Origin of the sequence: Flintibacter sp. P01028, from assembly GCF_041925235.1 — a bacterium.
GTDB lineage: Bacteria > Bacillota > Clostridia > Oscillospirales > Oscillospiraceae > Lawsonibacter > Lawsonibacter aceti.
Map to the genome: position 1 here is coordinate 456,677 of NZ_JBHEVC010000001.1, position 19,875 is coordinate 476,551.

16 protein-coding genes are annotated in these 19,875 nt (G+C 59.7%); 7 read left to right on the plus strand and 9 right to left on the minus strand.

Features of this window, described 5'->3' with window-relative positions:
• Positions 1 to 20: 20 nt before the first annotated feature.
• Positions 21 to 1,232: a diaminopropionate ammonia-lyase gene (dpaL, locus tag ACEVJK_RS02260; RefSeq protein ID WP_186852774.1), complete on the plus strand. Its 1,212-nt coding sequence runs from the start codon at positions 21 to 23 to the stop codon at positions 1,230 to 1,232.
• A gap of 167 nt (positions 1,233 to 1,399) precedes the next feature.
• Here the strand turns inward: dpaL and ACEVJK_RS02265 are convergent, their stop codons facing one another.
• From ACEVJK_RS02265 to ACEVJK_RS02280, 4 genes are all read right to left on the minus strand, one after another.
• Positions 1,400 to 2,872 carry an ATP-binding protein gene (locus tag ACEVJK_RS02265; protein WP_374739880.1) on the minus strand — a complete coding sequence of 491 codons (1,473 nt, stop codon included), beginning with the start codon at positions 2,870 to 2,872 and terminating at the stop codon, positions 1,400 to 1,402.
• Positions 2,873 to 2,978: 106 nt separating this feature from the next.
• Positions 2,979 to 3,482, minus strand: a complete 504-nt coding sequence (locus tag ACEVJK_RS02270; protein WP_147570802.1) for a hypothetical protein — start codon at positions 3,480 to 3,482, stop codon at positions 2,979 to 2,981.
• A 45-nt stretch (positions 3,483 to 3,527) separates the two neighbouring features.
• Positions 3,528 to 4,202 carry a response regulator transcription factor gene (locus ACEVJK_RS02275; protein ID WP_147570803.1) on the minus strand — a complete coding sequence of 225 codons (675 nt, stop codon included), beginning with the start codon at positions 4,200 to 4,202 and terminating at the stop codon, positions 3,528 to 3,530.
• Positions 4,203 to 4,222: 20 nt separating this feature from the next.
• Positions 4,223 to 4,867 (minus strand): ubiquitin, encoded by a 645-nt coding sequence (locus ACEVJK_RS02280; RefSeq protein ID WP_147570804.1) that lies wholly within the window; start codon positions 4,865 to 4,867, stop codon positions 4,223 to 4,225.
• Positions 4,868 to 5,053: 186 nt separating this feature from the next.
• On the opposite strand from ACEVJK_RS02280, the gene ACEVJK_RS02285 reads away from it, so the two are divergent.
• Together ACEVJK_RS02285 and ACEVJK_RS02290 are read left to right on the plus strand one after the other, a co-directional pair.
• Positions 5,054 to 6,211 carry a hypothetical protein gene (locus ACEVJK_RS02285; RefSeq protein WP_374739881.1) on the plus strand — a complete coding sequence of 386 codons (1,158 nt, stop codon included), beginning with the start codon at positions 5,054 to 5,056 and terminating at the stop codon, positions 6,209 to 6,211.
• Entirely contained in the window at positions 6,208 to 6,528 is a 321-nt protein-coding gene (locus ACEVJK_RS02290) for a hypothetical protein (RefSeq protein WP_147570806.1), read from the plus strand. The genes ACEVJK_RS02285 and ACEVJK_RS02290 overlap by 4 nt, the downstream gene beginning before the upstream one ends.
• Before the next feature lie 57 nt (positions 6,529 to 6,585).
• On the opposite strand, the gene ACEVJK_RS02295 is transcribed toward ACEVJK_RS02290, so the two are convergent.
• From ACEVJK_RS02295 to ACEVJK_RS02305, 3 genes are read right to left on the minus strand one after another with little or no spacing between them, the layout of a single operon-like run.
• On the minus strand, positions 6,586 to 8,499 hold the full coding sequence (locus ACEVJK_RS02295) for a heavy metal translocating P-type ATPase (protein ID WP_147570807.1): 1,914 nt from the start codon (positions 8,497 to 8,499) through the stop codon (positions 6,586 to 6,588).
• A 56-nt stretch (positions 8,500 to 8,555) separates the two neighbouring features.
• On the minus strand, positions 8,556 to 8,777 hold the full coding sequence (locus ACEVJK_RS02300) for a cation transporter (RefSeq protein ID WP_147570808.1): 222 nt from the start codon (positions 8,775 to 8,777) through the stop codon (positions 8,556 to 8,558).
• 44 nt (positions 8,778 to 8,821) lie between these two features.
• Positions 8,822 to 9,181 carry a metalloregulator ArsR/SmtB family transcription factor gene (locus ACEVJK_RS02305; protein WP_186852778.1) on the minus strand — a complete coding sequence of 120 codons (360 nt, stop codon included), beginning with the start codon at positions 9,179 to 9,181 and terminating at the stop codon, positions 8,822 to 8,824.
• Between the two features lie 266 nt (positions 9,182 to 9,447).
• Here ACEVJK_RS02305 and ACEVJK_RS02310 point away from each other — a divergent pair, with 266 nt between their 5' ends.
• The 4 genes from ACEVJK_RS02310 (at position 9,448) to ACEVJK_RS02325 (ending at position 14,509) form a co-directional block, all read left to right on the plus strand.
• Positions 9,448 to 10,431, plus strand: a complete 984-nt coding sequence (locus ACEVJK_RS02310; protein ID WP_186852779.1) for an Ig-like domain-containing protein — start codon at positions 9,448 to 9,450, stop codon at positions 10,429 to 10,431.
• Between the two features lie 93 nt (positions 10,432 to 10,524).
• On the plus strand, positions 10,525 to 11,928 hold the full coding sequence (locus ACEVJK_RS02315; RefSeq protein ID WP_240286997.1) for an MBOAT family protein: 1,404 nt from the start codon (positions 10,525 to 10,527) through the stop codon (positions 11,926 to 11,928).
• A gap of 13 nt (positions 11,929 to 11,941) precedes the next feature.
• Positions 11,942 to 13,096, plus strand: coding sequence for a DHHW family protein (locus ACEVJK_RS02320; RefSeq protein WP_240286995.1), 1,155 nt, complete (start codon positions 11,942 to 11,944; stop codon positions 13,094 to 13,096).
• Positions 13,097 to 13,180: 84 nt separating this feature from the next.
• On the plus strand, positions 13,181 to 14,509 hold the full coding sequence (locus ACEVJK_RS02325) for a CCA tRNA nucleotidyltransferase (RefSeq protein ID WP_374739882.1): 1,329 nt from the start codon (positions 13,181 to 13,183) through the stop codon (positions 14,507 to 14,509).
• A 48-nt stretch (positions 14,510 to 14,557) separates the two neighbouring features.
• Here the strand turns inward: ACEVJK_RS02325 and ACEVJK_RS02330 are convergent, their stop codons facing one another.
• Entirely contained in the window at positions 14,558 to 15,937 is a 1,380-nt protein-coding gene (locus ACEVJK_RS02330; RefSeq protein WP_374739883.1) for an alanine/glycine:cation symporter family protein, read from the minus strand.
• Positions 15,938 to 16,180: 243 nt separating this feature from the next.
• Positions 16,181 to 19,858, minus strand: a complete 3,678-nt coding sequence (gene rpoC / locus ACEVJK_RS02335) for a DNA-directed RNA polymerase subunit beta' (RefSeq protein WP_374739884.1) — start codon at positions 19,856 to 19,858, stop codon at positions 16,181 to 16,183.
• Between the last annotated feature and the right edge of the window lie 17 nt (positions 19,859 to 19,875).

Sequence of the window (19,875 nt, forward strand, 5' to 3'; positions counted from 1 at the left end):
CAACAGAAGGAGGAATTTCTATGGACGCCCCCATCCAGGCCGTCTCCCTGACCAGAAAGCCAGGCGGTCCACTGGCCCCCACCGCTCCCTTTGGGCTGGAGCGGGCCCGCACGGCCCAGCGATTTCACGCCAGCTTCCCCCAGTATGCCCCCACCCCCCTAGCCAGCCTGAACCGTCTGGCCGCCCATCTCGGAGTGGCGGCCATCCATGTGAAGGATGAAAGCCGGCGGTTCTCTCTCAACGCCTTTAAGGTGTTGGGCGGGAGCTACGCCATAGGGCGCTATATTGCTCGGGAGCTGGGGCTGGCGCCGGAGGATCTGACCTTCTCTCTGCTCACCTCCCCCCATGTCCGGGATCGGCTGGGCCAGCTCACCTTTGCCACCGCCACCGACGGGAACCACGGTCGAGGGGTGGCCTGGACCGCCGCCCAGCTGGGCCATCGGTCCGTGGTCCGGATGCCCAAGGGCAGCTCCCCAGAGCGGCTGGCCAATATCCGGGCTCTGGGGGCAGACGCCTCTGTCACGGACCTGAACTATGACGACACCGTCCGCCTGGTCCAGCAGCAGGCTCAGGAACAGGGCTGGGTAGTGATTCAGGACACAGCCTGGGAGGGTTATTGGGATATCCCCGCCTGGATTATGGAGGGCTACACCACCATGGCCCTTGAGGCGGTCCGCCAGTTGGAGGACCGCCCTCCCACCCACCTTTTCCTTCAGGCTGGAGTAGGCGCGATGGCCGGGAGCCTGGCCGCCTTTTTCGCTGACTTCTACGGCCAGGACCGTCCCAAAGTCGTCATCGTGGAGCCCCACCGGGCCAACTGTCTGTTCCATACGGCCCAGGCCAATGACGGCCAGCTCCATCGCGTGGATGGGGCGCTGGACACGATCATGGCCGGTCTGGCCTGTGGAGAGCCCTGCTCTATCTCCTGGGATATCCTGCGGGACCACGCGGACCATTTTCTCTCTGTTCCAGACTATGTGGCCGCTCAGGGAATGCGGGTGCTGGGCGCTCCCCTGCCCGGCGATCCCCAGGTCATCTCCGGTGAAAGCGGTGCCGCCACCCTCGGTCTTGTGACCGAAGTTCTGCGCCGAAAGGACCTGGCTCCGCTCAAGGAAGCCCTGGGCCTGGGCAAAGCTTCCCGAATCCTCTGCTTTTCCACAGAGGGGGATACGGACCGGGAAAACTACCGCAACATCCTATGGGACGGTCTGTGGCCCCACCCATCAAAATAAGGAAAAGGAATGGACGGCCCAAAGCCGTCCATTCCTTTTCCTTTCCTATCCTGCTATCCGCCGTGTTGATCACCCTCTCGACACGGTTCTGACGGAGGAACCCGTCAGCGTCACCTTGCTGCAGATACCCTCCTGACGAAAGCAATCGGCAACGGCAGGTTGGGCTTCTATCCTTCTGTTGACGCACTCCCCGGCTTGTCCTCCTTCAGTGGAATCAGGAAGGTAATGCGAGTCCCCACATCCACCCTGGACACTACCTCAAACCAACCGCCGTGGCGGTCCACGATCCACTTGGCGATGGACAGTCCCAGACCCGTCCCTCCGGTCTTTCTGTCGCGGGACTGGTCGGTGCGGTAGAATCGTTCGAAGATGTGGGGGATGCCATCGGGAGGGATCCCCATGCCCTCGTCCTGGACGGTCACTCTTGCATACCCCTGATTGTGGGACACCCGCAGATATACCCTGCCTTCGGGTGGGCTGTACTTGAGGCTGTTGTCCATCAGGATGCGCAGCAGCTGCTTCATCAGCCCCGGATCGGCGTATACTCTTACCGGCTCTCCCTCCCAACAGGGAATGAGAAGCCGGTCAGGATGAATCATCTCCTCCTCCCGCAGCACCTCACCGGCCAGGGCTATCAGGTCCACCCGCTCCCTCTTCACCGGCTGTGAATCGTTATCCCCCCGCGCTAAGAAAAGGAGCTGCTCCACCAGCCGCTCCATGGCCTGGGCCTCGGAGCGGATGGCGTCGATGGACTCTTGAAGGGCCTCCGGGTCCGACTTGCCCCACCGGTCCAGCAGGGCGGCATAGCCCTGGATTACCGCGATGGGGGTACGCAGCTCATGGCTGGCGTCGGACACAAACCGCATCTGGGCGCTGTACGCCTGGTTCACCCGGTCCATCATCTCGTTGATGGCCTGGGCCAGAGAGCGCAGCTCCTTCTGGGTCGCGGGCAGGTCGATACGGCTGTCCAGATGGGTGGCATCGATCTTATCCAGCTTGTCAGCCAGGCTCTCCAGCTCCCGTTTAGACATGTGCGTCATGGAGTTGAGGCGGGCCGCGGTGGCGGCTAGGTCCTGGATAGGCCGGAGCACCTTTCTGATCGACCGCTTATTGCGGAACAGCCCGGTGACCAGGGACAAAAATTGGCATATCAGCAGAACAACTCCCGCCCAATAGCCTGTCCCAGCGATGCCAGATAGATCCACTGTGATGGCGTAGGGCTGGTCCCCATAGTACAGCTCAATGGTGTAGTAGCTGGTCAGATCCCACATACGGTAGCCATCGGCGGTCTCCTGGGCCACCGCCCCCGGCAGCCATGAGAAGCTGGAGGACGGCTGGCCCTCTGGCGGACGGTTCAGGGGGGTGATGGTATAGTCCCCCTTCTCCATCCAGGGGATGGCCTCCACCGTCGGGACACCCCGTTCCTCCACCAGAGCCGCCACGTCGGCGCACCGGTTCTCCGCGTAATAGAATACGCCCGCGGTGGCCATGGCCGCCAGCAGCAGATCCATCACCAGAAAAATCGTAAGCTGGCGCAGGAAAAAGCCGAAATTTAGCCGAAATACCAGAGAGGAATCCCGAGCGGCGGCAATGGGGTCTGCCGGCGGGGGGGATTGAAAACGGTGCTTTTTCCGGGCCATAGGCACGCCTCCTCTCTGTGCGGTCTGTTCTTTTCAGGGCCTGTACGCACCCATTTTCTCTGTAAAACGGGATGGGCCGTGATTCAGACCCGTGGCGCACGGCCCCTCAGCAGTCCTTCATCCAATCCCGAATAGCCTCAAGACGCTCAAAGGCGACGCGGCTCCCGCCCTTTACCAGCAGATCCAGCTGGGCCTGCTCCTCAGGGGTACGGCGGCTGCCCTTGTCTTGCAGGGATTCCCGCAGAGATTTTGTGGCCATACCCACCATCCTACGCTTCAGCCAGCTCACTTTCTTAGGGGCCCAGCCCCCCTGCAAATAAAAAATAGGGGCGTTTGGCACATAGTTGGCTCTGGAGATGGTTTCCAGCACCTGCCGGCCAGAGGGGGAGAGCCCCACGCCGCACACGCCCCTGACCTGATATCGCTTCACCGCCTGGTCCACGCCCTCGATGTGGCCTGCCATCAGGGGACCCATATAGAATATCTCAGTACCTGACTCCAGACTGCGCTCCGCCTCAGTGACGCTGTACACCTTTATTTTTTCCGCTCTGCCCAGCATTTCGGCATATTCCCTGGTAAAGCCGGTGTTGGAACGGTAGACGATGACCATGGCTCTCTCTCCTTTTTCTCCTGACGGTATGGCGGGTCGCGCCCCTTACTCCTCTTTGATCACATAGCCCACGCCCCGGACCGTGTGAATCAGCTTGATGCCGAAGGCCTCATCAATCTTGCTCCGGAGAAAGCGGATATACACGTCCACCGAGTTTGTCTCTCCCACAAAGTCAAAGCCCCAGACACTGTCCAGCAGGGCCTCACGGGTCAGGACCCGGCCCTTATTTTCCAGCAGGTGGCGGAGCAGGTCAAACTCCTTTTTGGTCAGCTCCACCTCCTGGCCCCTCACTGTCACCCGGCGGCTCTCCACCTCCATTGCAAGGGGACCGACGGCCAGCATCTGGCTGTCCCGGCCACTCTTGGTCCGCAGGGCCGCCCGGATGCGGGCCAGCAGCTCCTCGATGGCGAAGGGCTTTGTAATATAGTCGTCCGCGCCAGAGTCCAGGCCGGACACCTTATCCACTACGCTGTCCCGGGCGGTAAGCATGATGACGGGGACCTGACTCTCCCGCCGCAGGCGGCGCAGCACCTCCATGCCAGACAGCTGGGGCAGCATGATGTCCAGCAGCACCAGGTCAAACGCCCCGCTCAGGGCCAGCTCCAGCCCCTTTCGGCCATCAAAGGCTTTCTCCACAGAGTACCCCTCATATTTCAGCTCCAGCTCCACCATGCGGGCCAGCTTCTCCTCGTCCTCCACCAGGAGGATGTGCTCCGCCATCTCCATCACCTCAGACCTTTTTATTCTTCCCGCTCTTTGTTCCGGTCCTGTCTGCCCGGCTCATCCGAGTGCCAGTCATGCTTCAATTCCTCCATGACCTTGTGCCCAATGTCGGCGGCGGTATCGGCCACCGTGCCCATCATGTCATTCAGCTCGTCCCGCTCCAAGTCCGGGCCGGAGAAGCGGTACCGAAAGCCCAGGAACAATCCCAGCACCAGAGCGGGCAGCACCACCCAGGGGGCGCAGATGACCAGCAGGACCAGGATCAACACCGGCAGGGCCGTGACCGGCTTATCTTTTCGCCAGATCTCCAACTCATTTTCGATCAGCCAGCGGCGCAAGGTGTGGAGCAGGCCCCTGACTGCCCCTCTCTCTGGCTTTACCACGACGACTTCCATACTGCCGCCCTTTTTCTTTTTCTCTTTCTTTTCCTTCCGCTCCCCACCCTGGGAGGCGCTGTCCGCAGCGGAGGCGGGCTGGGGGGAAGTTCCCCCCCTGGTGGAGTAGTAAGCCCCCTCGGGCCGTGGGATCATTCCCCTCTCCTCCAAATAGATCAGGGCGTCCAGCAGGTTGCCTCCGCTGTACTCCAAGGCCTCCTTGGCCTGGGCGTAGCTCACGTCCGCCTTTTCCCGCAGGCGCTCCACCTGCTCCAACGTGATATCCATGATGGGAACTCCTTTCCTCCGGAGTGGTCGATTTTTCTCTATGGTCAGGATACCACACCAGTGTTGAAAGGGAATTTACCGATCCTTAAAGTTTCATTAAAGAACGCACCCTTTGGCTGTCTTGCCCATTGGATTATACTATGATATAATGATATCCGCAACCAGAAGTCGAAAGGAGGAGCGCCCATGGACCTGAAAAAAAGAATGATCTCGCTGCTGCTGTCCCTGGTCCTGTGCGGGGCAGTCTTTGTCCCCCCCGCCTCCTCCGCCTCCTCCACGGTATACTTCACTTCCATCAACGACAATTTACGCCCTTTGACCGCGGACACCATGCCTACCTGGTCCGGCGGCGTCCTCTATGTGCCCTATACGGTCTTTCTGGCCCAGTACAACGGCGGCTTCAAGCTGGTGGATGTGGATTACAGCTATATTCATACCAGCACCACCCACAAGCTCACCCTGTACACGTTACAACAGATGCTCACCTTTGATCTGAAAAACGGCACCTGCCGGGAGGAGATCTCCGGTGAGAGCTATCCCGCTCAGGCCATCATGCGAAATGGCATACCCTACCTGCCTGTGGTCATGGTATGCAACTTCTTCGGTCTGGATTTCTCTTATACCGCCTTCAGCCAGGGCTACCTGGTCCGCATCAACAACGACTCGGTGGTCCTGTCCGACGCCAAGCTGATCGACGCGGCCAGCAACCTGATAAACCGCTACCTCCGTGAATATAACCAATCCATCAATCCCGCTCCCGATACCACTACTCCCACATCCCCTCCCTCCGAGCCGGATGAGTCCAATACCACGAACGTATCCACCTATCTGGCCTTTCTCTGTAAGGATGGCCAGGGACTCGATCAGATTCTGTCTGCCCTGGACAGCGCAGGCAATCAGGCACTATTCTTCTTTACCCCAGAGGCCCTGGAGCAGGAGGATGACCTGGTACGGCGGATTCTGGGTACTGGACACAGCGTCGGTATCCTGGCGGAGGGAGGAACCCTGGACCAGACCCGCGCGCTGCTGGAGGAGGGCAACCGGGCTTTGGAGCATCTGGCCTACACCCGGACCACGGTGGCGTATGTCCCTGACGGCCAGCGGGAGCTGCTGGAGCAGGAGGGGTGGGTGTGCTGGGACCAGACCATGGCCCTCTCCCCATCTGGTACCGTGGGCCCCAACACCTTCGCGGTCAACACCCTCAACCGCCTGGAGGGCCGTACCAGGACTACTTATCTGACTTTAGAGGGAGGGGAAAATACCGCCCGAATCCTGTCCGCGCTGCTGCGTCAGCTTCGATACGAGCATTTCGTGGTATATACCCCGATGGAGACCAGACTATGAGAGAGATCGACCTTCGTCATACATATTCCGCCGCCGGGAAGGAGGCCCTTCGGGCCAGGCAGGTCCGACACCTGGAGGCCCGGCTGCGGGACTTTGGACCTGACGGCCCGGAGGTGTTGGAGGCGGACCAGGCATCTGGAACCATATTCGCCCGTTTTCCCGGCCGCTCCACGGAAAGCGTGGTTGCGCGGTTGGAGCGGGACCACGGCATTTTGGTGGACCTGGAGGGGGATCGGGCGGTCTTTCACCTCTCTCCCCAGGTAAGCTTTGAAGCTCTGGACTATGTCTGGGGCTGCCTGTTCCAGATATTGGAGTGATATCCCATCCGTCCTATCTATGGAAAAAGCCGCGGCTCTTAGGCCGCGGCTTTTGGGTTATCTGGCTTTCAGCATCCGGCTCGCATTTAAGATGGCGATGACAGATACGCCCACATCGGCAAAGACAGCCATCCACATATTGGCCCGGCCAACGGCGGACAGCCCCAGCACTAGGAATTTCACCCCCAGAGCGAACACCACATTTTGCCGCACAATGGTCAGCGTTTTCCGGGCGATGCGCACCGCCACGGGCAACTTGCGCAGGTCGTCGTCCATCAGGACCACATCGGCCGCCTCGATGGCCGCGTCAGAGCCCAGGGCCCCCATGGCCACCCCGATGTCCGCACGGGACAAGACGGGGGCGTCGTTGATACCGTCCCCCACAAAGACCAGGTTCTCCTTTGGGCCTTTGGAGCGGAGCAGATCCTCCACCCGCTCCACCTTGTCCCCAGGCAGAAGCTGGGCAAAGAACTGATCCAGCCCCAACTGATCCGCCACCGCCTGAGCGGCCCCCTGGCTGTCGCCGGTGAGCATGACAGTCCTTCGGACCCCGACCTGCTTGAGCTCCCGCAGAGCCTGGGCGGACCCCTCCTTCACCTGGTCGGAGATAACAAGGTGTCCAGCGTATTCCCCTTCCACCGCCACATGGATGACGGTCCCAGGGTGTTGATGGTCCGTGGTCACCGGAATATTCTCCAAGTCCATCAACTTCTGGTTCCCCGCCAGCACCTCCCGGCCGTCCACCTTGGCCCGGACCCCGTGGCCGGCGATCTCCTCCACGTCGCAGACCCTATTCTGCTCTGGAACACCGCCCCAGGCCTTGACGATGGACCTGGAGATGGGGTGGGTAGAGAACTGCTCTGCCAGGGCGGCGGTTTCCAACAGCTCCTCTGGAGCGCAGTCTTTGGGGTGGACTCCGGTGACAGCAAAGGTGCCCTTAGTCAGAGTGCCTGTCTTGTCCAGCACCACGATTCCGGTATTGGCCAGGGCCTCCAGATAGTTGCTCCCCTTCACCAGGATACCCTGCTTGGACGCTCCGCCCAGCCCGCCAAAAAAGGACAGGGGAATGGAGATGACCAGGGCGCATGGGCAGGATACGACCAGGAAGTTCAGGGCACGGGGGACCCACACCCCCCACCGGCCAGTCAGCAGGGAGGGAAGCAGCCCCAGGGCCAGGGCAGCAAAAACCACAGCAGGGGTATAGTACCGGGCAAATTTGGTAATAAAATGCTCCGCCTGGGCCTTTTTCTCGCTGGAGTTCTCCACCAGGTCCAAGATACGGGCCACGGTGGACTGTCCGTAGGGCTTACTCACTTTCACATGGAGCAGGCCGGACAAGTTGACACAGCCCGATATCACCTCATCCCCCGGCTCCACGTCCCGTGGCAGGGACTCGCCAGTGAGAGCGGCGGTGTCCAGAGCGGAGCTCCCTTGGGTGACAGTCCCGTCCAATGGCACCCGCTCCCCCGCCTTGATAACGATGATATCATCCACCTGGACCTCCTCCGGATCCACCTGGACCAGTTGTCCCTCCCGCTCCACATTGGCGTAGTCCGGGCGGATATCCATAAGCTCGGAGATAGACTGGCGGCTGCGGCTGACGGCCACGTTCTGGAACAGCTCGCCCACCTGGTAAAACAGCATCACTGCCACGCCCTCGGCGTATTCGCCCACTGCCATAGCACCCACGGTGGCGACAGACATAAGGAAGTTTTCATCAAAGACCTGGCCGTTTTTAATATTGCGCACAGCTCTCCACAGTACATCCCAGCCAATGACCAGATAGGGGATCAGAAACAGGTACAGCCTGGGGAATGCGTAATAGGGTTCGCCAGCCTCATTCACCAGGGGCTGACCGAAATAAGGCCACATATTAAATGGTACCTCGATCTCCGGCAGCAGGGCGGCGGCGGCCAGCAGGACAAAGCTGAAGATAATACGCCAGAGCGTCTTTTTCTGCTTTCTTGTCATGGCGAAAGCTCCTCTCACAGGGATATGGACATGGGTGGCCTTAGGCCGCCTCACGTTTATTTCAGTACAATCTCGCAGTCGGGTTCTACTTTTCTGCACACCTTGACCGCCTCCTTGACGATTTGATCAAAACGGGCATCGTCCCCCTCTATGGTCATTTTCTGGGTCATAAAGCTGACAGAGGCGGAGGTAACGCCGTCAATCTTCTTGATGGCCTCCTCCATCTTAGCGGCACAGTTGGCACAGTCCAGGTCAATCATCTTATACGTCTTTTTCATTGTATACTCTCCTTTTCTCGATCCATTGGATCGCGGCATACAGGTTACTCCTCGATATGCTCCATTCCCTGGCTTAAGATGCGGACTACATGTTCGTCCGCCAGGGAATAATAAACTGTCTTGCCCTCCCGGCGGAATTTGACCAGCTTGCTGCTCTTCAGCACCCGGAGCTGGTGGGACACGGCGCTCTGGGTGACCTCCATGAGCTTGGCGATATCACAGACGCACAGCTCTCCCTCCAGCAAGGCGTACAGGATCTTGATTCGGGTGCTGTCCCCAAATATTTTGAACAGCTCCGCCAAGTCATACAGCTCCTCATCCGGGGGGAGCAGGGCGCGCACCTGGTCCACCGCGTCCACATGGACCCGGTCCTCCTGGCAGCAGGGGATAACTTCACGCTCCATTCTCTCATCTCCTTTCAATATATGAACATCTATTCATATGTTGATATTATAATAGCGTACCGCTCCTCTTTTGTCAAGAGGCCGGGGGAAATTTCATTTCCTGTCTTTCCAACAAAAATCTTGCTGTTCAGACAAAAACAAAATATAATGGATCTGTTAAATATTTTTTCTCTACCAGGGAACTTTTTTCTTCCGCCCTCGTCAAACTAGTCGTAATCCCCATCAGGGGAACCCCATACCATCCCCAAGAAAAGGAGATCAATACCATGAAACGACGTGTATTCGCTCTGACTTTGGCGCTGTCCATGGTCCTGCTGGCCGCCTGTGGTCCCAAGGGGGAGGATAACTCCTCCGGCAATCAGTCCTCTTCTACTGGCAGCAATTCTGACATGAGCACTATGGCCCCGGACGGCTCCACCTCCATCCCCGACAGCTCCGCTCCGGATGCCTCTCAGCCGGACGGCAGCCAGCCGGACGGTTCTGGGAGCACCTCCTCTGATAGCTCCCAGCCCCCTGTGGACGAGCCCCAGGCACAGGCCTCCCTGTCCCTAAACCGCAGCGACTTTACCCTGTTCAAGGCGGGAGCCACCTTCCAAATGAAGGCCAAGGCTGATCCCGCCGGCGGTGTTCTGGCCTGGAAATCCAGCGATGAGTCTGTGGCCACTGTGTCTGACAAGGGCCTGGTCACCGCTGTGGCCGTTGGAAACGCCACTATCACTGTTACCGACAGCGAAACGGGCCTGACCGCCTCCTGCATCGTCCGGTGCAACTGGGAGGAACAGAAGCCCGAGGAGGGTGGCCCCGCAGATGGCAGCGATTCCTCCAGCGGCAGCTCCTCCGGCGATACTTCCACCCCTGCCGGCAACGTGGACCTATCCGCCTTTGCTAGCGATATCATGGGCCAGTATGAGTTTGGTATGCTCCAACTCTTAGACGCCGATCTGATGGAACAGCTCTATCCTGGCATGGGCGCGGTAAGCGCGGAACAAAAATTGATCTATGGCACACTGATGACCATGAACAACGGCGAGTTCGGCCTGGTCCAGGTGAAGGACAGTAAGGACGTGGATACTGTGAAGTCCATCTTCCAGACCCGGATCGATGGTATGATCAACGGAGGAGCCTGGTATCCCGAACCCACCCGGATCTGGACCGAAAACTCCCGTGTTGTCAGCAACGGCAACTATGTCATGATGGTTGTCCATGAGAACTGCGACGCCATCGTAGACGCCTTCAACGCCCTGTTCTGATTCGAAGCAAAAGTCCCTATCCCCAGCGTTATAATCCATATGATCCCACGGCGGACGACAAGTCGTCCGCCGTTCCTTTAAGGAGTGTTGCTCATGGTCTTTTCCACCCCTACCTTTTTATTTTATTTTCTGGCGCTCACTCTGCTGATCTACTACTTGGTGCCCCGAAAGTTCCGGAACGTAGTAATCCTGTGCGCCTCTCTGTTTTTCTACTACTGGGGGGAGCGGGTCTATGTCGTCATCATGTTCCTGTCCACCGCCATCGACTATACCCACGGCCTGCTGGTAGAACGCTGCAAGCGGAGGGACAACGATAGGGGTGCCCGGATGGCGGTGGCCTCCTCCATCGTGTTCAACCTGGCCCTGCTGTTCTTCTTCAAGTACTGGGACTTTATCGCCGCCTCTCTCCAGTCGGTCGGGCTGAACTTCATGCCGGTGCTGGGTATCCACCTGCCTATCGGTATCTCCTTCTATACCTTCCAAACCATGAGCTACACCATCGATGTGTACCGGGGAGATGCCCGAGCGCAGCGATCCATCCTTAACTTTGGCACCTTCGTCACCCTGTTTCCCCAGCTCATCGCCGGTCCCATCATCAAGTATAAGGACCTGGGAGACCAAATCGATCAGCGGGACTGCACTGTGGACAAGTTTGCCTCTGGCGTCCAGATGTTTATGATCGGCCTTGGCAAAAAGCTGCTCATCGCCAACAACGTGGGGATGCTGTGGGACAGCTATAAGACCATGGCGCTGGCGGACCTGACCGTGGCGGGGGCTTGGCTGGGTGTGCTGGCCTTCACCTTCCAGATCTACTTTGACTTCTCTGGCTACTCCGACATGGCGGTAGGCCTGGGCCGGATGCTGGGCTTTGAGTTCCTGCCCAACTTCAACTACCCCTATATTTCCAAGAGTATCACCGAGTTCTGGCGGCGGTGGCACATCTCCCTGTCCACCTGGTTCCGGGAATACCTGTATATTCCCCTGGGGGGCAACCGCTGCTCCAAGGGCCGCTGGATGTTCAACCTGTTCGTCGTGTGGGCGGCCACCGGCATCTGGCACGGGGCCAGTTGGAACTATCTCATCTGGGGACTGTATTTCTTTGCCCTTCTGATGGTAGAAAAGTTTTTCCTGCTGGATGCGTTGAAAAAGGCCCCAGCCCTGGTGGGCCATGTCTATACCATGTTTTTTGTCCTTGTCAGCTGGGCTATCTTTGGCATCGAGGACGCCTCTCGGCTGGGCGGCTATCTGAAGGTGATGTTCGGTCTGGGGGGCGCTCCTCTGGCGGACGGCACTTTGGGCTACTATTTCATCAGCTATCTGCCCATCCTGGCGCTGGCGGCCCTCTCCTCCACCCCTCTGGGCGCAAAACTGTACCACAGGCTCCCTCAGCGGGCAGCGCAGGTAACAGGTGCCGCCGCCATCATAGCCGGCCTGTTGGTGTGCACCGCCTATCTGGTGGACGGCACCTACAATCCCTTCCTCTATTTCCGTTTCTAAGGAGGCGCAGACTATGTCAAACAAGTACAACAAGTTTATCACTGCCCTGTTCTGCACCTTCCTTGGCGGGATGCTGGTGGTCAGCACTCTCCTGCCGGACAAGGAGATGTCCGAGCTGGAGAACCGCTATCTCCAGAAGCCGCCCAAATTCAGCGTGGAAACAGTCACAGACGGCACCTTTATGGAACAGGCCGAGGACTATGTGGCCGACCATATCGCCGGCCGGGACTTCTGGGTGGCCGCCAAAGCCTGGTGTGAGCGTCTGTCCGGCAAGCGGGAGAACAACGGGGTCTATTTCGGTAAGCAGGACACCCTCCTGAACCGGGTGGATACCCCCGCCTGGGAGGATACCCCCGCTCAGGCGGGCGTTTCTGCCAAGCAGGGGCTTCTGACCCGCCTCGGCTTTGTGGACACGCTGGCAGGCAATGTGTCTGTCCCGGTGTACCTGGGCATCATCCCCTCCTCCTCTGCCATCTGGGCAGACCGCCTGCCCGCTGGTGCGCCCACAGCGGACGAGTTTTCCCTCATTGACCAGATGTATTTTCAGAGCGGGGCCTCTACCATCGACATGGCAGGCGCTCTGGCCGCCCACAGCGGCGAGGACATCTACTACCGCACCGACCACCACTGGACCAGCCTGGGGGCCTTCTACGGGGCCAACGCCATCTTTGAGGCTATGAGTCTGGATCCGCTGGATCTGGATGATTACCAGAAGACTACGGTCACTGACCAGTTCTTCGGCACTACCTTCTCCACCTCCGGAGTTCGCTGGGTGGCCCCTGACTCCATCGATACCTATGTGTCTGGCGAGGGGCTGAAGGTGACCTCCTGGTTCGGCTCTGAGCCCAGTGAAGGCAGTCTATATGTGGACAGCTTTTTAGAAGTGAAGGATAAATACTCCTACTTCCTGGGGGGGCGCCAGCCCCTGTGCGTCATCGAGAACCCACAGGTAGATGGCCCCAAGGTGCTGGTCATCCGGGATTCCTACTCCGACTCCCTGGCTCCCTTCCTGACGGAGCGATTTTCTGAGGTTCACCTCTTTGATCCCCGGAACAATCTGAGCAGCGTGAAGGACTATGTAGCAGACAACGGCATTGACTCGGTGCTTGTGCTCTACTCTTTCTCCAATTTTGCCACCGACCAGAATCTTTTTGTTCTGGGGCGGTGATTTCCGGGCCGGGACATTGGGACGTCCCGGCCTTGTTTTTTTCCACCCGCTCTGATAAGATAATCCCAACAGGAGGTGAGTGGCATGACAAACTGGGACAGCAGGGCGCTGGCGGTCGTCCAGCAGTTGAGGCGGTCCGGCCATCAGGCGGTGCTGGTGGGGGGCTGCGTCCGGGACAGCCTTCTGTCCATCCCGCCCCATGACTACGATGTGACCACCTCCGCCCTGCCTTGGGAGATACTGTCCTGCTGCGCCGGCTTTCCATGTCTGAATACCGGTCTGAAGCACGGCACGGTCACTGTCCTGTCCGGCGGCCTCCCTGTGGAGGTAACCACCTTCCGCCGGGAGGGGAGCTACTCCGACCACCGGCATCCGGACCAGGTGGAATTTACCAGCGACCTCACTGATGACCTGGCCCGCCGGGACTTCACGATCAACGCCATGGCCTGGGGTCCGGAGGGACTGATCGACCGGTTTGGCGGTCAAGAGGATTTGAACGCTCGGCTGATCCGCTGCGTAGGGGATCCGGACCGGCGAATGGAGGAGGACGCCCTGCGGCTCCTCCGGGGACTCCGGCTGGCCGGTCAGCTTCGTTTTACCATCCACCCGGACACCGCCGACGCCATCCACGGACACGCTCCCCAGCTGTCCATGGTGGCTTGGGAACGTATTTCCGCTGAATTTCTCCGGCTACTCTGCTCCCCCGGAGCGGAGCAGGTGTTGTTGGATTTCCACGACGTAGTGACCCAAATTCTTCCGGAGCTGGGCCCTGCGGTGGGCTTTGACCAGCGTAATCCCCACCACCGCTGGGACGTGTATACCCACAGCGTCAAGACGGCTGCCCTGGTCCCCCCCTCCCCCGCTCTCCGACTTGCCGCCCTTCTTCATGACGTGGGGAAGCCCGCCTCCTTTTTCCTGGATGAGCGGGGCATCGGGCATTTCTATGGCCACGACCGCCTGGGCGTACCGCTGGCCGAGCGGGCTATGGCCCGCCTTCGCCTGGACAACGCCACCCGGGAGCGGGCGGCCATCCTGATCTCCCGCCATCACCTGCCGGTGGAGCCTACCCGGCGGTGGGCCGGCCGGTGGCTGTCCAGGCTGGGAGAGGAGTGCTTCTTCCAATTGCTGGCTCTCAAAAGGGCGGACGCATCCGCCTGTGCCCCGCCGCTCAAGGCGGAGGAGTCCGCTCCGCTGGAGCGGGCGGAGGCGCTGGGGCGGCAGTTGTTGGAGGAAAATGCCTGTCTTTCCCTCCGGACTCTGGCGGTCAACGGGCACGACGCCCTGAAGGTCGGTCTGGCCGGTCCCCAAATCGGACAGGCTCTGCACGAGCTCCTGGACCATGTGGCCCAGGGAGAGCTGCCCAACGAGCGTTCCGCCCTTCTCTCCGCCCTGGAGAGGTATCTTTCCTCATAAAAAATCCGCCCACGCATCGGTATGGGCGGATTTTTATACACAATCAGCTTACCTCTCCTTGAAATAGTCCCTAGTGATCCGGGCCACCACTCCCGACAGGGCTAGAAGGCCCACCAGGTTTGGAATCGCCATCATGCCGTTCAGGGTATCGGCGATATCCCACATCAGTTTGCCGGAGCCGGTGGCTCCCACGATGCAGACTAAGGCGAATACAGCTTTGAAAAGAGCCTTGACCATCTTGCTGTCATGGGTCAGATAGCCCCAGCACTGCTCGCCGTAGTAACTCCAGCCCAAAATGGTGGACAGGGCAAAAAAGAGCAGGCTGATTTGGATGACCACGCCCCCTATGGTACCAGGCAGGATCGTGTTGAAGGCGGCCACAGCGGCGGTGCCATTGGAGGTATAGCTGTCCAGGGCGGCCTCCCCCAGAGGCAAACCGGACAGCAGCACGGTGAGGGAGGTAATGGTGCAGATCACGATGGTATCCACAAACACCTCGAACACGCCCCACATGGCCTGCTCGGCAGGCTCGTCGGTGGAGGAGGCCGCATGGGCCATCGGGGCGGAGCCGAGGCCGGCCTCGTTGGAGAACACCCCACGGGCGAATCCCTGCTTCATGGCCGCCATGATGGCGTAGCCAAAGACGCCCCCTCCCACTGCCTCAAAGCTGAAGGCGCTGGTGACAATGGATGCCAAAGCGGCGGGAACCTGGGTAATACGCAGCAGAATAACAGCGATGCCGGCCAGGATATAGAAGCTGGCCATAAAGGGGACCAGATAGGAGGCCACCTGCCCGATGCGCTTGACGCCGCCGATGATCACCACTCCCACAATAACTGCCAAAAGAATACCGGTAACCAGAGGATCAATTCCGAACAGTCCGTTCATGGCGCCGGCAATTTCACTGGACTGGGAGATATTTCCAATCCCAAAAGAGGCGAAGCCCCCAAACAGGGCAAACAAAACAGCCAGGGGCTTCCACCCCCTGCCCAGCCCCTTTTCGATGTAATACATGGGGCCGCCCCGGTGGGCGCCGCCCTCATCTGTCTCCCGGTACTGGATGGATAGGGCGATCTCGGCATACTTGGTACACATTCCAAAAAAGGCGGACACCCACATCCAGAACACAGCGCCGGGCCCGCCCACAAAGATGGCACCAGTGACACCGGCGATGTTGCCCGTGCCCACTGTCCCGGCCAGGGCTGTGGTCACCGCCTGAAAGGGGGACAGGTTGCTGCCATGGTCTTTTTCCGACTTGCGGAACAGAGAGCCCACCGTGCTTTTCATGATATAGCCGAAGCGCCGCACCTGAATCCAGCCGGTGCGGCAGGTAAGGTAGATGCCGGTTCCCACCAGCAGAGCCAGCATGACGGGGCCCCATACAAAGCCATTCAAGGCGCTGTTGACTGATGTAAGCATCTCCAGCATTGTCGATCATCCCTCTCCCTCTTTTAGAAACATTATAAAGACAGTCCCGCAAAATTGCAAGAGAAGATATTTGAGCCATCATTTTTTCTTTCTTTTAGGCCCGATAGCAACTGTTTTTCGCTTTAAAAAGGTGAGGCTTTTGAAAAAACGAATTTTTCTCTTTTAAAAGTTGAAAAAAGAGCGGACCGAGGGAGCGTTATACACTCCCTCGGTCCGCTTTACTGTGCAGGTTTCCTGGTCATTTTAGACCAGCGCGTCCTCGCTCTGGCTTCCAGCGGCTGTTTCCAGCTCGATAGAGCCAACCTCGAAGGACAGGTCCTCCTCGTTTTCCATCTGGGTGGGTTCCTCCAGGGCATCGGCTACGATGGCCCCGCTCTGGTCAGAGACTAGGTTGCCCTCGTCGTCGATAACATCCTCCTTACGGTACTGGGCCAGACCAGAGCCGGCGGGGATAAGCTTGCCGATGATGACATTCTCCTTCAGACCCTGCAGGTGGTCCACCTTGCCCTTGATCGCCGCTTCAGTGAGCACCTTGGTGGTCTCTTGGAAGGAGGCGGCGGACAGGAAGGACTCAGTAGCCAGAGATGCCTTGGTAATTCCCATGAGCAGGCGGGTGCAGGTGGGCAGGCGCAGATCCTCGCCCATCTCGTTCTTCTCCCCGGCGTCAATGCGGGCCTGGACCGCCTCCTCGGCGTCCCGGAACTCGGTGATGTCCACGGTAGCGCCGGACAACAAATCGGAGTCCCCGGCGTCCTCCACCCGGACCTTCCGCATCATCTGGCGGACAATAACCTCGATATGCTTATCATTGGTGTCCACGCCCTGCTGACGGTACACCTTCTGCACCTCGCGGATCAGGTAGTTGTGGCAGTCGGACAGGCCGCGGATACGCAGCACCTCATGGGGGGACAGGGCGCCCTCGGTAAGCTGGTAGCCCTTTTCCACCGTGTCGCCCTCCTTCACCTTAATGCCGGCGGAGTAAGGCAGGGCGTAGGTCACCACCTCGCCGTCATCGGCGGTGATGGTCACGTTGCACATCACGTTGCGCTTGGTCTCCTCCATGGACACCACACCGCTGATTTCAGCCAGCTGGGCCATCTTCTTGGGCTTGCGGGCCTCGAACAGCTCCTCCACGCGGGGCAGACCCTGGGTGATATCACCGCCGGCCACACCGCCGGTGTGGAAGGTACGCATGGTCAGCTGGGTGCCGGGCTCACCGATGGACTGGGCGGCGATGATACCCACCGCCTCGCCAGCGCCCACAGGCTCACCAATGGCCAGGTTGATGCCGTAGCACTTGGCGCACACGCCGCTGCGGGCCCGGCAGGTAAGGACAGAGCGGATCTTCACTTCATGGATACCGTGTTTTTCCAGAGTCTTGGCGTCCTCGTTGAGAAGCATGGTATCCCGAGTGAAGAGCACCTCGCCAGTGGCGGGGTCCACGATGTCCTCTGCGGGATAGCGGCCGTGGACGCGCTCGGCAAAGGTCTCGATGACCTGGCCGTGCTCCTCGATCTCGCTGACCAAGATTCCGTCGGAGGTGCCGCAGTCCTCCTCCCGGATAATGACCTCCTGGGACACGTCCACCAGGCGGCGGGTCAGGTAGCCCGAGTCGGCGGTACGCAGAGCGGTATCGGCCATGCCCTTCCGGGCGCCCCTGGAGGAGATGAAGTATTCCAATACAGACAGGCCCTCACGGAAGTTGGCCTTGATGGGGATCTCGATGGTACGGCCGGCGGTATCGGCCATCAGGCCGCGCATACCAGCCAGCTGACGGATCTGGGCCATAGAACCACGGGCGCCGGAGTCGGCCATCATCCAGATGGGGTTGTACCGGTCCATGGACTCCTGCAGGGCGGCGGTCACGTCGGCGGTGGTCTGTTCCCAGGCTTCCACAGACTTGCGGTACCGCTCCTCGTTTGTCAGCATACCCCGGCGGTACAGGCGGTCTATCTTGATGATCTCCTTCTCGGTCTCGGCGATCAGCTCGTACTTCTTGGCCGGGACCGTCATGTCGGCGATGGCCACGGTCAGGGAGCCCCGGGTGGAGTAATGGTAGCCCAAGTCTTTGATGGCGTCCAGCACTCCGGCGGACACGGTAAAGCCATGCTTGGAGATGCACTTGTCGATGATTTTGCCCAGTTGCTTTTTGCCCACCACGAAGTTGATTTCTGGGTCGAACATGGTCTCAGGGTCGTCGCGGTCCACAAAGCCCAAGTCCTGGGGGATGGCCTCATTATAGATCAGGCGGCCCACCGTGGTCTCCACCAGCTTGTGGCGCATCTCACCATCTACTTCCCGGTACATACGGACCTTGATGGGAGAGTGAAGGGTGACTACCCCGGCGTCATAGGCCAGCATAGCCTCGTCCTTGTCGGCAAAACAGTGGCCAGTGCCAGCCTCGTCCCGGGTGAAGGTCAGGTAGTAGGCACCCAGGATCATATCCTGGGAGGGGATGGTAACCGGGCCGCCGTCCTGGGGACGGAGCAGGTTATTGGCAGACAGCATCAGCACCCGCGCCTCGGTCTGGGCCTCGGCAGACAGGGGGACGTGGACAGCCATCTGGTCGCCGTCGAAGTCGGCGTTGAAGGCGGTACACACCAGGGGGTGCAGCTTGATGGCCCGGCCTTCCACCAGAACAGGCTCAAATGCCTGGATGCCCAGGCGGTGCAGGGTGGGGGCGCGGTTGAGCATGACGGGGTGGTCTTTGATGACAAATTCCAGGGCGTCCCACACGGCAGCCTCGCCCTTCTCCACCATCTTCTTGGCCTGCTTGATGTTGTGGGCGGCGCCGTCGTCCACCAGCTTCTTCATAACGAAGGGGCGGAACAACTCAATGGCCATCTCTTTGGGCAGGCCGCACTGATATATCTTCAGGCTGGGGCCCACCACGATGACGGAACGGCCGGAGTAGTCCACACGCTTGCCCAGCAGGTTCTGACGGAAGCGTCCCTGCTTGCCCTTGAGCATGTCGGACAGGGATTTGAGGGCCCGGTTGTTGGCGCCGGTGACGGCCCGGCCCCGGCGGCCGTTGTCGATGAGGGCGTCCACAGCCTCCTGGAGCATCCGCTTCTCGTTGCGCACGATGATGTCCGGTGCGTTGAGCTGGATGAGCCGCTTCAGGCGGTTATTGCGGTTGATGACCCGGCGGTACAGATCATTCAGGTCAGAGGAGGCGTACCGCCCGCCGTCCAGGGGAACCATGGGACGGATCTCCGGGGGAATCACAGGCAGTACATCGATAATCATCCACTCGGGCTTGTTGCCAGAGACGCGGAAGGCGTCTACCACCTCCAGACGCTTAACAATGCGGGCCTTCTTCTGACCGGAGGCATCTTTCAGTTCAGCACGCAGCTGGGCAGACAGCTCCTCCAAATCAATCTGCTGGAGCAGCTTCTTGACAGCCTCGGCGCCCATACCGGCGTCAAAGTCGTCCTCGTACTTCTCCCGCATATCCCGATATTCCTTCTCGGACAGGATCTGGTTCTTGGACAGAGGGGAGAAGCCGGGGTCAATGACAATATAGGCGGCAAAGTACAGCACCTTCTCCAGGATCCGGGGGCTGATATCCAGCAGCAATCCCATCCGGGAGGGGATTCCCTTAAAGTACCAGATATGGGACACGGGGGCGGCCAGCTCGATGTGGCCCATGCGCTCCCGGCGGACTTTGGCCTTGGTGATTTCCACGCCGCAGCGGTCGCACACCTTGCCCTTGTAGCGGATCTTCTTATACTTGCCGCAGTTGCACTCCCAGTCCTTGGTGGGGCCAAAGATCTTTTCACAGAACAGGCCGTCCTTCTCCGGCTTCAGAGTGCGGTAGTTGATGGTCTCAGGGCGCTTGACCTCGCCGTAGGACCACTCACGGATCTGTTCGGGGGAGGCGATCCCGATCTGGATGGCGTCAAATTCAGCGTAACTCATGTTTCAAATCTCCTCCC